The sequence below is a fragment of the Vibrio sp. MOR3 genome, assembly GCF_001557775.1.
GTDB lineage: Bacteria > Pseudomonadota > Gammaproteobacteria > Enterobacterales > Vibrionaceae > Vibrio > Vibrio jasicida.
Genome location: NZ_LNRD01000021.1, coordinates 41240 through 62360 on the forward strand (window position 1 = coordinate 41240; position 21121 = coordinate 62360).

A 21121-nucleotide genomic window follows, 5' to 3' on the forward strand; every position below is an offset into this window, starting at 1 on the left:
GAGTAACTCAGATGGATTTGAAAACTATTACCTATCTTGTAGTTGGCGCGACATTCGTCCTCTACATCGGTATTGCGATTTGGGCACGTGCGGGCTCAACCAAAGAATTCTATGTAGCAGGCGGCGGTGTAAACCCTATCGCTAATGGCATGGCAACCGCAGCAGACTGGATGTCAGCAGCATCGTTCATCTCAATGGCAGGCTTGATAGCCTTCATGGGTTACGGCGGTTCGGTATTCCTAATGGGCTGGACAGGCGGTTACGTACTGCTTGCACTTCTGCTTGCACCATACCTACGTAAGTTCGGTAAGTTTACCGTGCCAGAATTCGTAGGTGAGCGTTTCTACTCTAACGCAGCGCGTATCGTAGCGGTTGTATGTCTTATCATCGCATCGGTGACTTACGTTATCGGTCAGATGAAAGGTGTCGGCGTGGCGTTCGGTCGCTTCCTTGAGGTGGATTACTCAACCGGTCTATTGATTGGTATGTGTATCGTATTCATGTACGCCGTAATGGGCGGTATGAAGGGCATTACCTACACGCAGATTGCTCAGTATTGCGTACTCATTTTGGCTTACACTATTCCTGCAATCTTTATCTCTCTGCAACTAACAGGTCACCCACTACCACAGATCGGTCTGGGTAGTACCATCCAAGGCACCGATGTCTATCTGCTCGATCGGCTCGACCAGGTGGTGACCGAACTCGGCTTTAGTGAATACACCACTCAAGTTCGTGGCGATACGCTAAACATGTTCGTTTACACCATGTCACTAATGATCGGTACTGCGGGTCTGCCACACGTCATCATTCGTTTCTTTACTGTACCTAAGGTGCGTGATGCGCGTACATCAGCAGGTTGGGCATTACTTTTCATTGCGATCCTTTACACAACAGCGCCGGCAGTATCTGCAATGGCACGTCTAAACCTAATGGATACTGTTAACCCAGCTCCTGGTCAGCATCTTGCTTATGACGAGCGCCCTGACTGGTTCAAGAACTGGGAGAAAACAGGTCTTCTAGGCTTTGATGATAAGAATGGCGATGGCCTGATTGAGTACACATCAAGCCCAGCGACTAACGAGCTAAAAGTTGACCGTGACATAATGGTACTAGCAAACCCAGAGATTGCTAAGCTACCAAACTGGGTCATCGCGTTGGTTGCAGCAGGTGGTCTCGCAGCGGCACTATCGACGGCAGCGGGTCTACTATTGGCTATCTCGTCCGCGATATCACATGACTTAATCAAAGGCGTGATCAATCCAAATATATCCGAGAAGAAAGAGCTGCTTGCGAGTCGAATCTCTATGGCTGTTGCCATCGCAGTCGCCGGCTACTTGGGCTTGAATCCGCCAGGATTTGCAGCCGGAACGGTAGCCCTCGCCTTCGGTCTGGCGGCATCCTCCATCTTCCCTGCGTTGATGATGGGTATCTTCAGTAAGAGCATCAACAAAGAAGGCGCAATCGCAGGTATGATTGCAGGTATCAGTATCACGCTATTCTACGTATTCCAGCATAAAGGCATTCTATTTGTTGCTGACTGGACGTACCTACAAAGTTGGGGGCAGAACTGGTTCCTAGGTATTGAGCCAAACGCATTTGGTGCAATCGGTGCGGTATTTAACTTTATTGTGGCGTTCGCTGTATCAAGAGTGACAGCAGAAACACCACAAGAAGTAAAAGACCTAGTCGAGCACGTACGTGTACCAGCAGGCGCTGGCGGTGCGGTAGACCACTAAAATATAACGCAAACCACAAAAGCCCCGCTTGGGGCTTTTTTATTCACTTAACTTATTCTAATAATTAGATATTCCCTGAACCGTAGCAAGGAAGCATACCAATGCCATTGATTATATGTTCAGGGGTTACGCGGAAAAATCGCTTAGAACAAGGCAGAGATTGCAGCAAGCTAGTTGCTCTAACTTCAAAATCTTTAACGAAGTTATTAGCGATTTTAGCCAGTAAAAATGAACAGATAATTGATGGGATTAGTATTTTATGTTCAAAAACAAGCACTTTATTATCGCCCTGTTGATCGCCCCAATTTTGTCTTTAATCGCTTATTTCGGTACAGACATGGCTCTGAGTGAGAAACCTCATGCAGCTAAAGAAGGGGAAAGCTACAAGCTGGCCAGCAAGTCGAATTGCCGTTACACCAGTGGCTTGTGTGATATGGAGAATGGCGACTTTAAAGTGAAGTTTCGCTCAGAAAAGCTGACGCCAGATAGCTTAGAGTTGTCTTTACATGCTGCTTATCCACTGGAAGGGGTGAAGCTTTCAGTGGTGGATAGCCAAGAGCAAAACGCACAGCCAATCGATATGACGCCTACGGATCAAGTCGGGCAAAACTGGACCATCACTTTGCCTAAGCCTGCATCGGCAGAGAGTTGGTTACGTGTTGCGATTCAATCTGAAGGCACGCTCTACTACGGTGAAACGCAAACGGCATTTGTGAAATACGAAACCCTGTTTACGGACAAATAACTTACCTGCTCCATAAGGCTTTAAGACGCATTTTAGCCAACCTTATCTCGCGAAAGAATACCGAGCTTAATTGTAGGAATTGAGCTCACCCACTTCAGCCGATACTGAGTCCGAGTATCGGCTTTTTTTGTTGTGTTATTTCCTCAAAAAAGCTGTGGTTGCTAATCGACAATTAATTGATAATAATTATCATTATCTTAAATATCGAGGTAACTATGGACAGCAGCCAAGCCATCTACAATGCATTTTTTAAAGCGCAAGACCGATTCCTACACGTGTATGCGCCAAGCGGTTTCGAACCCGATGTGATTCATGATTACGTCCATTGGGGAATGGTGCTGTCATCCATCTACGATCACGATACAGAGCACGAAAACCTGTTGCTGTGCGAGCTGTATTTACGCCAAGTCTACTTCCATCTACTTGATGCTATTCAGGACCCTGCGCGCAGCCGCATCTTCCGCCGAGTCTGCCTCGATTCCATTCACACTCCGCTACTTTGTCTCAAACGCTACTACTACCAGTTTGAGGATGGCGATGTGAAATTTCTCTCATTACAACAACAATTACGTCTGATACAGACGCCACTCGATTAAACAAAAGGAACCTACCATGACCACGGAATTCCGTATCGAAGCGGACAGCATGGGCGAAGTCAAAGTCCCAGCCAACGCTTTGTATCAAGCCCAAACTCAACGCGCTGTCGATAACTTCGCTTTCAGCACACACACCATGCCGACTGGCTTTATCCAAGCACTCGCCCACATCAAACAAACCGCTGCGCTCACCAATGCCCAACTTGGCTTGCTAGAAGGTGATATTGCCAATGCCATCGCCGATGCTGCGCAAGCCATCATTGATGGTAAACACCTCGACCAATTCCCTATCGATGTATTCCAAACCGGCTCAGGCACCAGCTCAAACATGAATGCCAACGAAGTGATTGCAACATTGGCGTCTGATCACCTAGGCGGAACGGTCAATCCAAATGATCACGTCAACATGGGTCAAAGCAGTAACGACGTAGTGCCTACTGCGATTCAAGTTAGCTCCGCAATTGCGATTGAAAAACAGCTACTGCCTGCACTGTCTCATCTAAGTGAGACACTAGAGACTAAGCAACAAGCCCTAAAAGACGTGGTGAAAACAGGTCGCACGCACCTCATGGATGCGATGCCAATTACCTTCGCCCAAGAGCTTGGTGGTTGGCAGTTCCAAATCGATCACGCCAAACAAGCCATCGAACAAACACTACCAGCAGTGAAAGCGTTAGCCCAAGGCGGAACAGCGGTAGGGACAGGGATCAACGCCGATCCACGCTTCGCCGATCTTTTTGCCGATAACCTAACGCAATCAACGCGCATCGAGTTTGCTTCAAGCAAAAACTTCTTCTTCAATCTCAGCAGTCAGGATGCGATCGTTGCCCTATCAGGACAGCTCAAAACAGCAGCAGTTGCGATCATGAAGATCGCAAACGATCTTCGCTGGATGAACTCAGGCCCATTAGCTGGCTTAGGCGAAATCGAACTGCAAGGCTTACAACCGGGCTCTTCTATCATGCCAGGCAAAGTGAACCCTGTGATTCCAGAAGCAGCAGCCATGGCCTCAGCACAAGTGATTGGTAACGACGCAACCATTACCGTTGCAGGTCAATCGGGTAACTTCCAACTTAACGTGATGCTACCAGTGATAGCTCACAATGTATTAGAAAGCATTGAACTGCTGTCGAACAGCGCCGCTGCTTTGGCAAACAAAGCCATTGCGACGTTTGAAGTGCGCCAAGACAACCTTGATGTTGCACTGGCGAAGAACCCGATTCTGGTCACCGCACTTAACCCTGTGATTGGCTACCTAAAAGCAGCGGAAGTGGCGAAGAAAGCCTACAAACAAGGTCGCGCTATCATTGATGTAGCGGAAGAAGAAACGGACTTAGATCGTGCCACATTAGAAAGATTGCTCAATCCAGCCAAACTGACTCAAGGCGGCGTTGCAGAATAAGCCACCGACCGATCACCCCCTTAAAGCAAAAGACCTCCAATCGGAGGTCTTTTTTTTCTAGGCGACTCGATTGAGTACCGAACGTAATTTCAAAGGTTTCACCGGTTTGGCGATAAAACTGAACCCATTGGCTTTAATGCCTTCCATCATGTCATCGGTTCGATCGGCACTGATGATCACCCCTTCAAAGCGATTACCCAGACGCAAGCGGCATTGCTGCAACACTTCTAATCCTGTTCGACCATTGTCTAAACGATAATCGGAGAAAATCACATCCGGCAGCCAATCGTCTTCGATCGCTTTCAGACTCTCAACGATGTCGGTCGCAATGCGAATATCACACCCCCAGCGTGAGAGTAAATTTTCCATTCCGACCAGAATATCTGACTCATTATCGACACACAGCACACGAATATGGCTCAAGTCAGATTGTGCACTCTTCACTGCTTTGACTGCCGGAATGTGCACCTTCTCTGCCTTATCTAAGGTAATCGAGAACACGCTGCCTTGACCAAACCAAGAACGCATCGAGATTTCATGCCCTAGCACTTGAGCAATACCTTTCGAAATAGCCAAACCCAACCCTAAACCTTGGTCGGAACGGACTTGAGTACCACGATTAAACTCTTCGAAGATCTCTTGTTGTTTCTCTTCTTCGATACCCATTCCGTTATCCCACACATCGATACGCACTCGCCCTTGTACGCGGCGTACACCGAGTGCCACTTTGCCATTCGGGCTATAACGGAACGCATTGGTAAGGAAGTTCTGTACCACGCGGCGCAGCAATTTCGGATCGGATTTCACCATCAAAGATGATGGGATCATGGTGAACTCAATGCCTTGTTGTTTCGCCAGTGCACTGAATTCCGCATTCAAGTTAGCTAATACATCATTGACCGCAAAACCATGCACATTAACGTCCAACTTGCCCGATTCCAAACGTGAGATATCCAGCAAATCACCAATCAAATCTTCCGCTGCGCCTAATGCACTCTCGATGTGAGTCGACAGCTTTTGGGTTTCACTGTCTTTAGCAACTTCCGACAACGAAGAAGCAAACAGGCGAGCGGCATTCAGCGGTTGCATCAAGTCATGGCTTACCGCCGCTAAGAAGCGCGACTTGGACTGCGACTCATGCTCAGAACGTTGCGTCGCTGCCACCAGCTGTTTGTTCAGTTGTTCCAACTCACGAGTACGAGCACGAACGCGTTCCTCTAGTGTCTCATTGGCATCTTTCAAAGCTTGCTCCGCATCGCGGAATACAGTGATATCGGTAAAGCTCATCACGAAGCCGCCACCTGGCATTGGGTTACCTTGCACTTCAATTACGCGACCATCAGGACGCACACGGGAAGAGGTATGTCGCGTGCCTTGCTCAAGGTGATAAACGCGACGACGAACGTGGTCTTCAGGATCTCCCGGACCACATAAACCTTGCTCAGCATTATGACGAATCACATCCGCAATCGGACGCCCAACCTGAATCAACCCCGGCGGGAAGACAAATAACTCCAGATAACGTTGGTTCCACGCCACCAGCCTTAATTGCTTGTCGACTACGGCGATACCTTGCCCAATGTGTTCAATCGCACCTTGCAGCAAGCCACGGCTGAAATCGTACAGCTCTGAGGCTTCATCAACGATGGTCGCGACTTCCTCAAGCTGCATGTTCCTGCCTTGCAAAGCAGAAGTAAGTACTAACTTAGCCGAAGAAGCACCAAACACACCGGCAAGTACGCGCTCGGTGTGTCTAATCAAGGTAGAAGGAGCTTGTTGATTGGGAAGCAGCTCTTCGCGTTGCTGACTCCAATAGGTTTGGAAGGCGGATTTCACTCGCGTGCGCCCCACAAATCGAGAGGCTAACATCTCCAGTTCACTGACCGTCACACGGCTCTGATACAAGCTGATGTTTTCACTTTCAGGCAACGGCGTACCAACGAATGACGCCGATTGTAAGCGTTCACTTATGCTTGGGCGCGTAGCTAGTGATACCGCGACAAAACACGCGGTATTCGCCACCACGCTGAGGATCATGCCCCAGTCAGAAACAGCAATACCAAAACCTGCCAATAAATCAGGCGGAGTGATCAACCAAATCAGCAAGTTGTTACTTGCATCGCCCGCCAGCATGTCGGTTTGGCTCATTAAAGTAATCAACCAAATGGTGAACCCCACCAGCAGACCGACATACACGCCTTTCTTGTTGCCCTGACGCCAGTACATACCGCCAAGCAGAGACGGAGCAAATTGGGTAATCGCAGCAAACGAGAGAAAACCTATCGCAGAGAGTGAGTGGATACTATCTAAAGCCTGATAAAAGCCCCATGCACCAATCAAAAGAAGCAGAATCAGCCCACGACGTATGCGTAATAACAGCGTAGAAAAATGGTGATGATTACGCTTTGATAACTTCATTCGGCGCAGAATCAGCGGCATCACCAAATCGTTAGATACCATGATCGCTAAGGCAATGGTCGAGACGATGACCATGCCACTTGCCGCGGAAGTACCGCCCAAAAATGCCAGTAAGGCGATGTCATTCGCGCCCACCGCCATCGGCACGCTGATCACGTACGTATCGGCAGGGCTGCCACTCAGTAGACTTTGCCCTACCCATGCGATTGGCAGAACGAAAATGCCCATCAGAATCAGATACAACGGGAACAACCAACGCGCAACGTGCAAGTCTTGCGCGCGTTCATTCTCGACCACCATGGTATGGAATTGACGTGGCAAACAGACAATCGCCAGCATGGTCAGAATGGTATGAATCAGCAAGGTCGGAATGTTAGGGGACTCATAGGTTTCAGCGGCGATATCAGCGAGGAGGAAGCTCTCGGTATCCATCGCGAGCCAAACAATAAATACGCCCACCACTAAAAACGCCACCAACTTAAGCACTGATTCAAACGCAATCGCCATCATCATGCCGCGGTGATGCTCGGTGTTATCGATATGACGCGTACCAAACAGCATGGTGAAGATCGCCATCGCCCCGACCACAAACCAAGATACGCTGTAGTTTTGATAACTGAGATCAGATGCTAAATCTGGCGCGATGATCTCCAACCCCATGGTGATGCCACGCAATTGCAAAGCGATATATGGAAGGATGCCTGCCACCGCGATTAAGGTGACAACCACCGCCAAGCCTTGTGATTTGCCATAGCGGGCGGCAATGAAATCGGCAATGGAGGTGATGTGCTCGCGTTTAGCAATCAAGATCAGCCGAGCGAGGACGCGCCAGCCGATGGTAAACACGATGATCGGCGCAATATAGATGGGTAGGAAGGACCAAGGGTTGTTGCTCGCCTGTCCGACCGTGCCATAGAAGGTCCACGACGTACAGTACACCGCAATCGACAAACTGTAGATCCATGGTCGCCAACGCGCTAACCATCTCTTTTGTTTGTCACCGTACCAAGCGATTAAAAACAGGATTCCCAAATACGCCAAAGAAACGGGAATCACTAGCCATCCTTGCATCCGATATCCTTTCTTACTTTTCTTGCCTTTCTTGCTGTTTTTAAAGCAAGGAATAAAAAACCTCTCCATAAGGGAGAGGTTTCATTTAACACTGCTTTCACAACAGAGACAAAGGTTAGTTTTTAATCTCTGTCACAGAAGCTTAATTCTGTGCTTCGGGAGCATTAGCTGAGAGATCAACCACATTACTTTCATCATTTTGAGGCTCAACTTTGATAAACAGTGCAATAAAGCCCATCGCCGCCATCAACCAGAAGATATTCGCCCCCCAGTGCTCATAGCCCCAACCACTGATCACCGTCATCAACGCGATAAACGCACCAAGTGGGATTGCGTTATACAGTGCCTGCAATGCCACCATCTTGTTCTCAGCTGAGTTCTGGATGTATTGAATCGCGGCAATGTGCGCCATTGCAAACGTCACGCCGTGAAGCATTTGCACTACCACCAACGCCAAAATAGAGGTCGTAGACGCAGTCATGCCCCAACGTAGCATCACACCACCAGCCGCAACCACAAACAGAGTGCGTAAAGACCAGCCAGCGAATAGACGCTTACTCAGAGCAAACACAGCAACTTCAGCTGCCACGCCCAAGCTCCATAAGTAGCCAATCACATCTTCTGAGTGACCAGCCGCTTTCCAGTGAATCGCACTAAAACCGTAGTACGCCGCGTGGCTACCTTGGATTAACGCCATCAACACAAGGAACTTCACGACCGGCTTATCCGTAAGCAATGCAGAAAGTTTTGGACGCTCAGAATGTTGACCTTCGCGTGTCACTGGCATTGGATTGGTGTTACGCATTGCAAATAAGAGCGAGATAAAGACGCCGACCATCGCCGTGTACAAAATCATGTCAGAGCCAAACTCTGCCACCAAGTAACCCACCACAGTCGAGCCTGCAATAAAGGCAACCGAGCCCCACAAACGGGTACGACCGTAATCGAGCATTTTCAAACGCGCGTAGTAGTTCGCCATCGCATCCGACAAAGGTACCACCGGGCCACAGCACAAGTTAAACAAGATGGTAGCGAGTGCCATTAACCAAAAGTTGCCACCAGTGAAAAAGTGAAAACCAACAAAAATGAGGGCAGCAAAGCTCAACCAACGTAGGGCAGGCATGATGTGTTCGACTTTATGTAGACGTGGGGTGAGTACCATGTTCGCCACACAGCGCGTCGCCAAACCTAGACCAACTAACAGACCAATATCTGTTGGAGAAACGCCCTGCTCTTTAAACCACAACGACCAAAATGGCAGATACACGCCATACGCAAAAAAGAATCCGAGAAAGTACTGGGAAATCCAGCCATACGGAGAGGGTTTCAACATCACTGACATCCTAAAAAACGACAAAAACTAACGACTTCCGCCACGTAAACGTTTGGGACGCGGAATTATGGATCGCAATGCGTAATAGAAAAAGGGAAGAATCGGCAACTTACCGTTTCCTCAATGGCACAGGGTCTCGAAATGCAAAATTAGATTGTGACGATTTAGACCAAAGTCGTCTGGCTTCGACAGGGAAATTTGTCAGACTTAGAATGTGTTCCCACCAAATTTAGGTGCTCTAATGCCTGACAAATTTAATATGCAATCTCCACCGTTCGACCGCCTGACTGACGCACAGCAAAATCGACTGCGCTCGTCTCTTGATGTGGCGTACTACCGAACGCGAGATGTCATCTTAGCTTGTGGGCAAGACAACCCTCACCTGCACGTGCTGATTAAAGGCGCTGTAGAAGAGCGCTCAAAAGATCAAGACGAAGTGTTTGCTCACTACGCTAACGACGACATGTTTGATGTACGCTCTTTGTTTGAAGAAAGCGTGCGCCATCAGTATGTGGCACTGGAAGATACCCTCTCGTACTTGCTGCCCAAAGAAGTGTTTCTTGAGCTGTATAACGAGAACGGACAGTTCGCTGCCTACTTCGATAACAACTTATCCAAACGCCAAGCCCTCATTGAAGCCGCTCAACAACAGCAAAACCTAGCGGAATTCATTCTGACTAAAGTCGATAGCAGCATCTATCATCCACCGATGCTATTGGCACCTGATATGCCAATTAATCAAGTCACCAAAACACTTAAAGACAATGGCATTGATGCCGCTTTGGTTCAGCTTAACCAAGATGACCCGCGCTTAGAGCAATATCCATCGGCGCATCCCTACGCGATAGTGACGCGAACCAATATGCTCCATGCCGTAATGCTTGACGACCACTCACTCGATACGCCAGTAAGTGAGATAGCCACCTTCCCGGTTTATCACGTGGATGATGGTGACTTCTTGTTTAACGCCATGATCACCATGACGCGCAATCGCATGAAGCGTCTAATGGTGTGCGAAGGCAGTCAAGCGGTCGGTATGTTGGACATGACGCAAATCCTCAGTGCGTTTTCCACTCACTCACACGTACTGACACTCAGTATTGCACGAGCCAGCAGCGTGGGAGAGTTAGCCCTTGCTTCTAATCGACAGCGTCAGTTGGTGGACAGCTTGCTAACCAATGGCATCCGTACTCGCTTTATCATGGAGCTGATATCTGCCGTAAACGAACAAATCATCGAAAAAGCGTTTGAGCTTGTGGTGCCACCAGCACTGCACGATCACTGCTGTCTGATTGTGCTTGGCTCGGAAGGTCGTGGAGAGCAAATCCTTAAAACGGATCAAGATAATGCATTGATCATCCAAGATGGGCTGGAATGGGAACATTGCGCCGAAGTGATGCAAACCCTCACCCATACCTTGCAACAACTGGGTTATCCACTCTGCCCTGGCAAAGTCATGGTTAACAATCCGAAGTGGGTCCGAACGCAGCAAGACTGGATTAAAACGCTCGATGGTTGGATTGCTAAAGCACAGCCAGAACAAATCATGGATTTAGCCATCTTCAGCGACGCTCATGCGGTCGCAGGCAATCGAGAGTTGCTCACACCTATCGCCGAGCACCTCAGAGACAGCATGGAAGATCGCATGTTGATTCTGTCCGATTTCACTCGCCCCGCTCTGCAGTTTTCCGTGCCTCTTACTCTATTTGGCAACGTAAAAAGTGCCAAGGACGGGCTGGATATTAAGCGCGGCGGCATCTTCCCAATTGTGCATGGTATTCGCACTTTGGCATTGGAATACGCGATTGAAGAGAAGAACACCTTCGAGCGTATCGAAGCACTGAGAAACAAACGCATCTTAGAACCAGAAACCGCCGATAACCTCAATGAGGCGCTGAAGCTGTTCTTCAAGATCCGTTTGAACCAGCAATTGAGTAAGCAGGAAGCACTCAACAACATCGACATCAAACAGTTAGACAGGACAGAACGAGACCTGCTACGCCACAGCTTACACGTGGTGAAAAAGTTTAAGCAGTTCTTAGGCTTCCATTATCAAATCCGTGATTAGAGTCTTTTAGGCAAATAAGACGAGAGGTAACAGGGATGAATTGGCTACAAAGGAAATACTGGCATTACAAGCTGAAAGGATCACCTTATCAGCCACTGTTTTGTTCGCCGCAAAAAGGCGAGTTTGTCTCTCTCGATTGCGAAACCACCAGCTTGGATCCCAACCGTGCCGAGCTGGTCACCATCGCTGCGACAAAAATCATCGACAATCGCATCATCACCAGCAAACCGTTCGAAGTTCGACTGCGCGCCCCACAATCACTCGATTCAGGCTCGGTAAAGATTCACCATATCCGCCACCAAGATTTGGTGGATGGTATCAGCGAAAAAGAAGCGCTCATCAAGTTACTCGACTTTATCGGTAATCGCCCTTTGGTTGGCTACCACATTCGCTATGACAAAAAGATCCTCGACCTCGCTTGTCTGAGGCATTTAGGCTTCCCACTCCCTAACCCGCTTATCGAAGTGAGCCAGATTTATCACGACAAGCTCGAACGTCATTTGCCTAACGCCTACTTCGACTTAAGTCTTGATGCAATTTGTAAGCACCTCGAGCTACCGATTCAAGACAAACACGATGCCCTGCAAGACGCAAAATCCGCGGCTTTGGTGTATGTGCGTCTAACCAAAGGCGATTTACCAAACCTGAGTGTGCCTTATACCCAATAGGTTCAATACTCAGCTTTCGATCCACCTCCCACATTCGCTTTTATTTCAGCAATATCGCGGCGCATTCCTCACTCTCATCCTAAAGTCTAATTGTGGAAATACGCGCTGTGACTGACAGTTATATGCACAGCAACGTTCTTGATGAATCACAGACTAAAGAACGGAAACAGCCCTACAAAAGACGAAGGTCGAGAATTAAAGGCACAAGGAGAGAAGCCATGAGCGAAGCCCACGTTTATCCGGTAAAAGAAAATATTAAAAACCATACGCATGCGGATAATGACACTTACCTAGCCATGTATCAGCAGTCGGTAAGCGACCCTGAAGGCTTCTGGAGCGAACACGGTAAAGTTGTCGATTGGATTAAGCCATTCACTCAAGTTAAAAACACCTCTTTCGATACTGGTCACGTCGACATTCGTTGGTTCGAAGACGGCACGCTGAACGTATCTGCAAACTGTATTGACCGCCACCTTGCCGAGCGTGGCGATGAAGTCGCGATCATCTGGGAAGGCGATGATCCTGCTGACGACAAAACCCTCACATTCAATGAACTACACAAAGAAGTGTGTAAGTTCTCTAACGCACTAAAAGAGCAAGGCGTGCACAAAGGCGACGTGGTTTGTCTTTACATGCCAATGGTGCCAGAAGCGGCTATCGCAATGCTGGCATGTACGCGTATTGGTGCAGTTCATACCGTGGTATTTGGTGGTTTCTCACCAGAAGCCCTGTCCGGTCGTATCATCGACTCAGATGCGAAAATCGTGATCACTGCTGACGAAGGCGTTCGTGGTGGTCGCGCAGTACCACTGAAGAAAAACGTTGATGAAGCACTGACGAACCCAGAAGTAAAAACCATCGACAAAGTTGTCGTTCTAAAACGCACGGGCGGCGACATTGATTGGCACGAGCACCGTGACGTTTGGTGGCACGAAGCAACGGCTGTCGTTTCTGATGTGTGCCCACCAGAAGAGATGAAAGCGGAAGACCCTCTATTCATTCTTTACACTTCAGGCTCAACAGGTAAACCAAAAGGCGTGCTGCACACCACAGGTGGTTACCTAGTATACGCAACCATGACCTTCAAATACGTGTTCGATTACCAAGAAGGTGAAACGTTCTGGTGTACGGCGGATGTGGGTTGGATTACAGGTCACACTTACTTAATTTACGGTCCACTGGCGAACGGTGCGAAGACCATTCTTTTCGAAGGTGTACCAAACTACCCAAGCACGGCTCGCATGAGTGAAGTGGTTGATAAGCATCAAGTAAACATTCTCTACACTGCACCAACAGCGATTCGTGCACTAATGGCAAAAGGTAACGAAGCGGTAGCCGGAACATCTCGTTCAAGCTTGCGTGTAATGGGCTCAGTAGGTGAACCTATCAACCCAGAAGCATGGGAGTGGTACTACAAGACCATTGGTAATGAAAACTCACCGATCGTTGATACTTGGTGGCAAACAGAGACGGGCGGTATCTTGATTGCGCCACTACCAGGGGCAACAGACCTGAAACCAGGCTCTGCAACTCGCCCATTCTTCGGTGTACAACCTGCGTTAGTGGACAACATAGGTAACATCATCGAAGAAACCGCTGCAGAAGGTAACTTGGTGATCCTTGATTCATGGCCAGGTCAGATGCGTACCGTTTACGGCGACCATGAGCGCTTTGAGCAAACCTACTTCTCTACCTTCAAAGGCATGTACTTCACCAGTGATGGGGCTCGTCGTGACGAAGACGGTTACTACTGGATCACTGGTCGTGTAGATGACGTATTGAATGTGTCGGGTCACCGCATGGGTACCGCAGAGATTGAATCAGCACTGGTTGCACACGATAAGATTGCAGAAGCGGCGATTGTCGGTATTCCTCATGACATCAAAGGTCAGGCAATTTACGCTTATGTCACGCTTAATGATGGTGAGTTCCCATCAGCAGAATTACATAAAGAAGTAAAAAATTGGGTACGCAAAGAGATTGGTCCAATCGCAACACCAGACGTGCTGCACTGGACAGACTCGCTACCGAAAACTCGCTCCGGTAAGATCATGCGTCGTATCTTGCGTAAGATTGCAACGGGTGATACCAGTAACTTAGGAGACACTTCTACACTGGCTGATCCAAGCGTAGTAGACAAGCTGATCGCAGAAAAAGCAGAACTGGCATAACACCCAGCCCTGTTTTAAACGCTAGCCCTAAAAGCCGCCATTGCATATGGCGGCTTTTTTGTGTGTGGATGCAAAATAAACCACAAAAGAAACGTGGCAATTATGTTGTTTTTGTTAACTGGGTTACAGAAATGGCGGGGGCTATTGGGAGATTAGACCAGTAAATTGCTGCTAATTGCTGTGAATTAGCTATAATCTTGGTCGATTTTTTAAAATTTGCGCGGTTTTAACAAAAAAATCGTGCTGATTTATCGTATATTTGGGAATATAAACGTTCTGCTCACGATAAAGGAAGATAGCAACACAATGTCTGCAAAGTCACGGATTCTTGTTCTAAATGGGCCAAATCTTAATCTATTAGGCCTGCGTGAACCGACACACTATGGTAACAACACCCTAGCACAGATTGTTGACGCTTTAGCGGAACAGGCTCACAAGTCTGGGGTGGAACTTGAACACCTGCAATCTAATCGTGAGTACGAGCTGATTGAAGCGATTCATGCCGCGTACGGCAAGGTGGACTTCATCATTATCAATCCAGCAGCCTTCACTCATACCAGTGTTGCGCTGCGAGATGCACTACTTGGCGTAGCCATCCCATTTATCGAGGTGCACCTATCGAACGTTCATGCCCGTGAGCCGTTCCGTCACCATTCTTACCTCTCTGATAAAGCGGAAGGGGTAATTTGCGGTTTAGGTGCGCAAGGTTATGAATTTGCTCTGTCTGCAGCAATTGCGAAATTGCAGGCAAAGTAGACCAAACACTCTGCAGCCCGTTAGGGTTGTCTTAATCACAAGATAAAAGAGAAAGAAAAGATGGATATTCGTAAAATCAAAAAGCTAATTGAGTTAGTTGAAGAGTCAGGCATTGCTGAACTAGAGATTTCTGAAGGTGAAGAGTCGGTACGAATCAGTCGTCACGGCGCACCCGCTGCTCCAGCACCAATTCATTACGCAGCAGCTCCAGTAGCAGCACCTGCTCCAGTGGCAGCACCGGTAGCTGACGCTCCAGCGATGGCAGCAGAGGCACCAGCAACAGTTCCTGCAGGTCACCAAGTTCTTTCTCCAATGGTTGGTACTTTCTACCGTTCTCCAAGTCCAGATTCAAAGTCATTCGTTGAAGTTGGTCAGAGCGTAAATGCTGGCGATACACTATGTATCGTTGAAGCGATGAAAATGATGAACCAAATTGAAGCGGACAAATCAGGTGTTGTAACTGCAATCCTAGTTGAAGACGGCCAGCCAGTTGAATTCGACCAACCACTAGTTGTAATCGAATAAGCGGGGCTTGCCTTATGCTAGATAAAGTAGTCATCGCGAACCGAGGTGAAATTGCACTTCGTATCCTTCGCGCTTGTAAAGAATTAGGCATTAAGACTGTGGCAGTACACTCGACTGCTGACCGCGATCTTAAGCACGTACTACTCGCAGACGAAACAGTATGTATCGGTCCAGCTCGTGGTATCGACAGCTACCTGAACATCCCTCGCATCATTTCTGCAGCAGAAGTGACCGGTGCGATTGCGATTCACCCAGGTTACGGTTTCCTATCTGAGAACGCAGACTTTGCTGAACAAGTAGAGCGCAGCGGTTTCATCTTCGTTGGTCCTAAAGCAGACACCATCCGCATAATGGGTGACAAAGTGTCAGCAATCAACGCAATGAAAAAAGCAGGCGTTCCTTGTGTACCAGGTTCTGACGGTCCACTAGATAACGACGAAGACAAAAATAAAGCCCACGCTAAGCGTATCGGCTACCCGGTAATCATCAAAGCTTCTGGTGGTGGCGGTGGCCGTGGTATGCGCGTTGTTCGCTCAGAAGGCGATCTTATTGAAGCTATCGCAATGACCCGTGCAGAAGCAAAAGCGGCGTTCAACAACGACATGGTTTACATGGAGAAATTCCTAGAGAACCCTCGTCACGTTGAAGTTCAGGTAATTGCTGATGGCCAAGGTGGCGCGATCCACCTAGGTGAACGTGACTGTTCTATGCAGCGTCGTCACCAGAAGGTTGTTGAAGAAGCTCCAGCACCAGGTATCACTGAAGAGATGCGTAAGTACATCGGTGAACGTTGTACACGTGCATGTCTAGAAATCGGTTACCGCGGCGCAGGTACGTTCGAATTCCTATACGAGAACGGTGAGTTCTACTTCATCGAAATGAACACTCGTATTCAGGTTGAGCACCCAGTAACAGAAATGGTTACCGGTGTAGACCTAATCAAAGAGCAGCTACGCGTTGCAGCAGGTCAGCCACTGTCATTCACTCAGGATGACATCAAGATCCGCGGCCATGCGATTGAGTGTCGTATCAACGCAGAAGACCCAGAGCGCTTCCTACCTTCACCAGGTAAGATTGAACGCTTCCACGCGCCAGGCGGCATGGGTGTTCGTTGGGAATCCCACATTTACACAGGCTACACAGTACCACCTCATTACGATTCAATGATTGGTAAACTGATCACTTACGGTGAGAACCGTGATGTAGCGATTGCACGTATGAAGAACGCACTAGGCGAGATGATCATTGAAGGCATCAAGACTAACGTTACTCTACAAGAGTCAATCATGAATGATGAGAACTTCCAGCACGGTGGTGCAAACATTCACTACCTAGAGAAGAAGCTAGGCCTACAATAAGCCTTCGCTAACCTCATAATAAATGCCCACATCTGTGGGCATTTTTGTTTTGTATAAAGTCTATACTCAAACAAATCGTAGAGTTCTGGTAAACTCTGCGCCACTTCATTCACTTTAAGAGCAAAAACAAATGCCTTGGATTCAAATCAAACTCAACGCGACCAATGAAAACGCTGAGCAAATCGGCGACATGCTAATGGAAGAGACTGGTGCGCTGTCTGTAACATTCCTAGACGCGCAGGATACGCCCGTATTCGAACCTCTACCTGGCGAGACTCGCTTATGGGGCGATACTGACATTCTGGCACTGTACGATGCAGAAGCAGATACAAACTTCATCATCACTCAAATCAAAGCAAGCAGTATGCTAGCAGACGATTTTGCTTACAAAGTAGAACAACTAGAAGACAAAGACTGGGAACGCGAATGGATGGAAAACTTCCACCCAATGAAGTTCGGCGAACGTCTATGGATTTGTCCAAGTTGGCGTGATGTTCCTGAACCAGACGCGGTTAATGTTATGCTTGACCCTGGTCTGGCTTTCGGTACAGGCACCCACCCTACGACTGCACTCTGCCTAGAATGGCTAGAGAGTTTAGACCTATCTGGTAAAACGGTTATCGACTTTGGTTGTGGCTCAGGCATCCTTGCGATCGCTGCGATCAAACTTGGCGCAGGTAAAGTTATCGGGATCGATATTGATCCTCAAGCTCTTCAAGCTTCTCGCGATAACGCAGAGCGCAACGGTGTTGCTGACCAATTAGAAGTGTACCTTCCTCAAAACCAACCTGAAGGCCTGATCGCTGATGTGGTTGTTGCTAACATTCTTGCTGGTCCATTACGTGAACTTGCACCTATCATTAAAGGTTTGGTTAAACCAAATGGTGACCTGGCGATGTCGGGTGTTTTAGACACTCAAGCAGAAGACGTAGCGAACTATTACCGTGATGAGCTTCACATTGATCCAATCGCGGAGCAAAGCGAATGGTGTCGTATCTCCGGTCGTAAGCAAGGCTAGACAAGGTTTTCAGGGCTAATTGTTTGAATTTCATACAAATTACAAAAACAATTTGTAAATGCTCAAATATTAGTCTTTTCACGCAGTAAAAAAATGCGTAAAATGCGCGCCCTTGCTGGTACAGAACTGTGATGACGTTTTGAAAATCGGAAACTATCAACTTAAGAACAATCTAATCGTAGCCCCTATGGCTGGTGTAACGGATAGACCGTTTCGCGAGTTGTGTCTTCGCTATGGTGCGGGAATGGCCGTCAGTGAAATGATGTCTGCTAACCCGAAACTATGGGGAACGTCAAAGTCGAAACAACGCATGGTGCATGAAGGCGAATCGGGCATTCGCTCTGTACAGATTGCCGGTTCCGATCCACAGCTTATGGCCGACGCGGCTCAATTCAGTGTTGAAAACGGTGCGCAAATCATCGACATCAACATGGGCTGCCCAGCAAAGAAAGTGAATAAGAAGCTGGCGGGTTCTGCACTGCTTCAGTACCCAGACATCATCAAAGAGATTTTGACTGCGGTAGTGGACGCGGTAGACGTTCCTGTAACGTTAAAGACCCGTACTGGCTGGAACACAGAAAATAAAAACTGTGTTCACATCGCTAAATTAGCCGAAGACTGCGGCATACAGGCTCTTGCACTGCATGGCAGAACAAAAGCGTGTATGTACAAAGGTGAGGCCGAATACGACAGCATTAAAGCGGTTAAACACGCTATATCCATTCCGGTTATCGCAAACGGTGATATCGATAGCCCGGAGAAAGCGAAGTTTGTACTGGAGTACACCGGTGCAGACGCTTTAATGATTGGACGCCCTGCCCAAGGTCGTCCTTGGATTTTCCAGGAAATCCATCACTATTTGGAAAACGGCACCACAATGGATGAGCTTCCAAGTGAGGAAGTGAAAACCATTATGCTTGGTCATGTTAACGCTCTGCATGATTTCTATGGAGAGTTCTTAGGTCCACGTATCGCGCGTAAGCACGTTGGTTGGTACCTAAAAGAGCATGAACAAGCGAGTGAGTTTCGCCGTACCTTCAATGCTATCGATGCAGCTGAGCTGCAGCTTGAGGCATTAGAGGGTTATTTTGATAACGTTGCATCATAATTAAGAGAAGAGCTAGACCGAATATGTTCGAACAAAATCTGACTTCAGAAGCATTAACAGTAACTACAGTAACGTCACAAGACCAGATTACTCAGAAGCCTTTACGTGACTCTGTTAAAGCGTCTCTTAAAAACTACCTAGCTCAACTAAACGGCCAGGAAGTAACTGAACTATACGAATTAGTTCTAGCTGAAGTTGAACAGCCACTATTAGATACCATCATGCAGTACACTCGCGGTAACCAAACTCGCGCAGCAACTATGATGGGCATCAACCGCGGTACTCTTCGCAAAAAACTTAAAAAGTACGGCATGAACTAATATCAGTTCATACAGTAATTTTGTAAAAAAGGCTTAGTCAGCAATGGCTAAGCCTTTTTTATTAGCTTCAAGCTCCTGGCACTTCAGCTCTTCCAAACGCTTCTCCCTCACCCTGTACAAACATTAGTCAAGTCTGATGCTTTGAACTGTGATCAGTATTGATTGTGAACTCAATACAAACAGATATAATCAACAACTTACATTGGATAAAGGAACTAACCTCATGATTTACAAAGAAAGGGACGATTGGCTTCATGCCATTTTGAATACCCTCCCTGATCATGTCTTTATCCTCAATGAGCAAGGCCGCTATATCGAAAGTTTCGGTGGTACTTACCATTCAAAACACTTCAATGCACAAAGCTACACCAACCTCACGTTAAACGATGTTTTATCGCCGAGTAAAGCCGCTGAGTTAATCGGTTATATTAACGATGTGCTTCGCTCTAACGAGCCTAAGGTCGTCAAATACAGTATGGCTCTGCAAGACCACCTTTTAATGCCAATAGAAGAACTAGAAGCATTAGAGAACCCAGAAGAAACGTGGTTTGAAGCGATCATTCAACCCGTAGAAAGCATTCAAGGTGATGAAAACTTGGTGATTTGGTCCGTGCGTGATGTCACCAAAACGCATCTGCTAGAAAGGCGCCTCAAAGAGCTCTCAGAGACAGATGAATTAACAGGTGTGTTGAATCGCCGAGCATTCTTAACCAGCCTAGATAGGTCTCTGAGCTCGCATTCGCATCCATCTCAAACCCTAACTTGCGTTATGATTGATATTGATCACTTCAAAGAGATCAACGATCAGGTTGGGCACTTCTCCGGCGATCAAGTGATCAATCATGTGGCCAAGATTTGCCAACGTGCAATCCGTGGCACTGACTTTATTGGTCGTTTAGGAGGGGAAGAATTTGCCATGATCCTAACCAACACCAGCGCAATACAAGCCTATGAGATAGCAGAAAGGATCAGACAAGCGATCCAAAACGCGCCATGCAAAATAGATGGTATCGAAATCAGTACAACGGTTAGCATTGGTATCGCGGAGTATGACGGGCAAGTATTGAGCGCAAAAGAGTTAATGGTTAACGCAGATAAAGCCATGTATTACTCAAAACACTCCGGACGTAATCAAGTCACTCTGTATCATGGCAATATTCCTGACGTCAAACTTCAGCACTCTACCAACTTAAGAATCCAAAAAGTTTCTTAACCCTTATCATCCATACTACCCAACATCATCCATACTACCCAACATCATCCATACTACCCAACGTCCCACTTCTCCCTTAAAACGCTCACACTTAGCTCTTATACCTACATCTAGTATGAGGCTAGGCATGCCCAATATGTTTTAACAACGAGCTTAAGGCTGTTCTAGAGGCGTGGAAGGTGGTGACATTGTGAGAGACTAGGTAGTGCGTTAGCACTATCTAATGATCAATATAGTAAACAGGAAAGATATACAGACTTTAGAAAGTGATGTGCCTTTATAGAGGAGTTCTCAAATTTACTTTGCTCCAAATGCAAAAAAGCCCACTCTTTCGAGTGGGCTTCTTCAAATTTAAAGCCTGGCGATGTCCTACTCTCACATGGGGAAACCCCACACTACCATCGGCGCTAATTCGTTTCACTTCTGAGTTCGGAATGGAAGTCAGGTGGGTCCAAATCGCTATGGTCGCCAAGCAAATTCTTTAATCTGGAAAGCTGTTTTTAAATTCTATTTATACACATTCAATGTTCTTGCATTGAGTCCATCAAAACCCCTTGGGTGTTGTATGGTTAAGCCTCACGGGCAATTAGTACAGGTTAGCTCAACGCCTCA

General features: G+C 47.5%; 16 protein-coding genes and 1 rRNA gene. 14 read left to right on the forward strand and 3 right to left on the reverse strand.

The genetic code is table 11. The features are described from left to right. The first annotated feature begins 11 nt into the window (after positions 1 to 11). The 4 genes from ATB76_RS24710 to ATB76_RS24725 all read left to right on the forward strand — a co-directional run bounded on the left by ATB76_RS24710 (position 12) and on the right by ATB76_RS24725 (position 4482). Positions 12 to 1739, forward strand: coding sequence for a sodium:solute symporter family protein (locus tag ATB76_RS24710; RefSeq protein WP_038882002.1), 1728 nt, complete (start codon positions 12 to 14; stop codon positions 1737 to 1739). 259 nt (positions 1740 to 1998) lie between these two features. Beyond that, the gene (locus ATB76_RS24715) at positions 1999 to 2484 is read left to right on the forward strand and encodes a hypothetical protein (protein ID WP_042602255.1); all 486 of its coding nucleotides are present in this window, start codon (positions 1999 to 2001) and stop codon (positions 2482 to 2484) included. Between the two features lie 215 nt (positions 2485 to 2699). Continuing rightward, positions 2700 to 3080, forward strand: coding sequence for a hypothetical protein (locus ATB76_RS24720; RefSeq protein ID WP_061036250.1), 381 nt, complete (start codon positions 2700 to 2702; stop codon positions 3078 to 3080). A 16-nt stretch (positions 3081 to 3096) separates the two neighbouring features. Further along, positions 3097 to 4482 (forward strand): class II fumarate hydratase, encoded by a 1386-nt coding sequence (locus tag ATB76_RS24725; RefSeq protein WP_061036251.1) that lies wholly within the window; start codon positions 3097 to 3099, stop codon positions 4480 to 4482. A gap of 57 nt (positions 4483 to 4539) precedes the next feature. On the opposite strand, the gene ATB76_RS24730 is transcribed toward ATB76_RS24725, so the two are convergent. Beyond that, positions 4540 to 7971 (reverse strand): PAS domain-containing hybrid sensor histidine kinase/response regulator, encoded by a 3432-nt coding sequence (locus ATB76_RS24730; protein WP_061036252.1) that lies wholly within the window; start codon positions 7969 to 7971, stop codon positions 4540 to 4542. Between the two features lie 142 nt (positions 7972 to 8113). Then, positions 8114 to 9304, reverse strand: coding sequence for a 3-phenylpropionate MFS transporter (locus tag ATB76_RS24735; protein ID WP_038870944.1), 1191 nt, complete (start codon positions 9302 to 9304; stop codon positions 8114 to 8116). A gap of 241 nt (positions 9305 to 9545) precedes the next feature. Here ATB76_RS24735 and ATB76_RS24740 point away from each other — a divergent pair, with 241 nt between their 5' ends. From ATB76_RS24740 to ATB76_RS24785, 10 genes are all read left to right on the forward strand, one after another. Continuing rightward, positions 9546 to 11372 carry a DUF294 nucleotidyltransferase-like domain-containing protein gene (locus tag ATB76_RS24740; protein WP_038882009.1) on the forward strand — a complete coding sequence of 609 codons (1827 nt, stop codon included), beginning with the start codon at positions 9546 to 9548 and terminating at the stop codon, positions 11370 to 11372. A 35-nt stretch (positions 11373 to 11407) separates the two neighbouring features. Next, positions 11408 to 12040, forward strand: coding sequence for a 3'-5' exonuclease (locus ATB76_RS24745; protein ID WP_005440406.1), 633 nt, complete (start codon positions 11408 to 11410; stop codon positions 12038 to 12040). A 218-nt stretch (positions 12041 to 12258) separates the two neighbouring features. Next, positions 12259 to 14211, forward strand: coding sequence for an acetate--CoA ligase (acs, locus tag ATB76_RS24750; protein ID WP_038882010.1), 1953 nt, complete (start codon positions 12259 to 12261; stop codon positions 14209 to 14211). Between the two features lie 306 nt (positions 14212 to 14517). Beyond that, positions 14518 to 14967: a type II 3-dehydroquinate dehydratase gene (gene aroQ, locus ATB76_RS24755; RefSeq protein ID WP_038870935.1), complete on the forward strand. Its 450-nt coding sequence runs from the start codon at positions 14518 to 14520 to the stop codon at positions 14965 to 14967. A gap of 60 nt (positions 14968 to 15027) precedes the next feature. Continuing rightward, positions 15028 to 15492: an acetyl-CoA carboxylase biotin carboxyl carrier protein gene (gene accB, locus ATB76_RS24760; protein ID WP_038870932.1), complete on the forward strand. Its 465-nt coding sequence runs from the start codon at positions 15028 to 15030 to the stop codon at positions 15490 to 15492. A 14-nt stretch (positions 15493 to 15506) separates the two neighbouring features. Next, complete coding sequence (accC, locus tag ATB76_RS24765) at positions 15507 to 16850, forward strand: acetyl-CoA carboxylase biotin carboxylase subunit (protein ID WP_038870929.1); 1344 nt, start codon at positions 15507 to 15509, stop codon at positions 16848 to 16850. A 130-nt stretch (positions 16851 to 16980) separates the two neighbouring features. After that, a complete protein-coding gene (gene prmA, locus ATB76_RS24770) occupies positions 16981 to 17868 on the forward strand; it encodes a 50S ribosomal protein L11 methyltransferase (RefSeq protein ID WP_039974236.1) in 888 nt (295 codons plus the stop codon). A gap of 139 nt (positions 17869 to 18007) precedes the next feature. Next, entirely contained in the window at positions 18008 to 18976 is a 969-nt protein-coding gene (gene dusB / locus ATB76_RS24775) for a tRNA dihydrouridine synthase DusB (RefSeq protein ID WP_032803127.1), read from the forward strand. A gap of 23 nt (positions 18977 to 18999) precedes the next feature. Beyond that, complete coding sequence (gene fis / locus ATB76_RS24780) at positions 19000 to 19296, forward strand: DNA-binding transcriptional regulator Fis (RefSeq protein WP_000462885.1); 297 nt, start codon at positions 19000 to 19002, stop codon at positions 19294 to 19296. A gap of 223 nt (positions 19297 to 19519) precedes the next feature. Beyond that, positions 19520 to 20509, forward strand: coding sequence for a sensor domain-containing diguanylate cyclase (locus ATB76_RS24785; protein WP_061036253.1), 990 nt, complete (start codon positions 19520 to 19522; stop codon positions 20507 to 20509). A gap of 356 nt (positions 20510 to 20865) precedes the next feature. Here ATB76_RS24785 and rrf read toward each other — a convergent pair. After that, positions 20866 to 20982 (reverse strand): 5S ribosomal RNA (gene rrf / locus ATB76_RS24790). Positions 20983 to 21121: the final 139 nt, after the last annotated feature.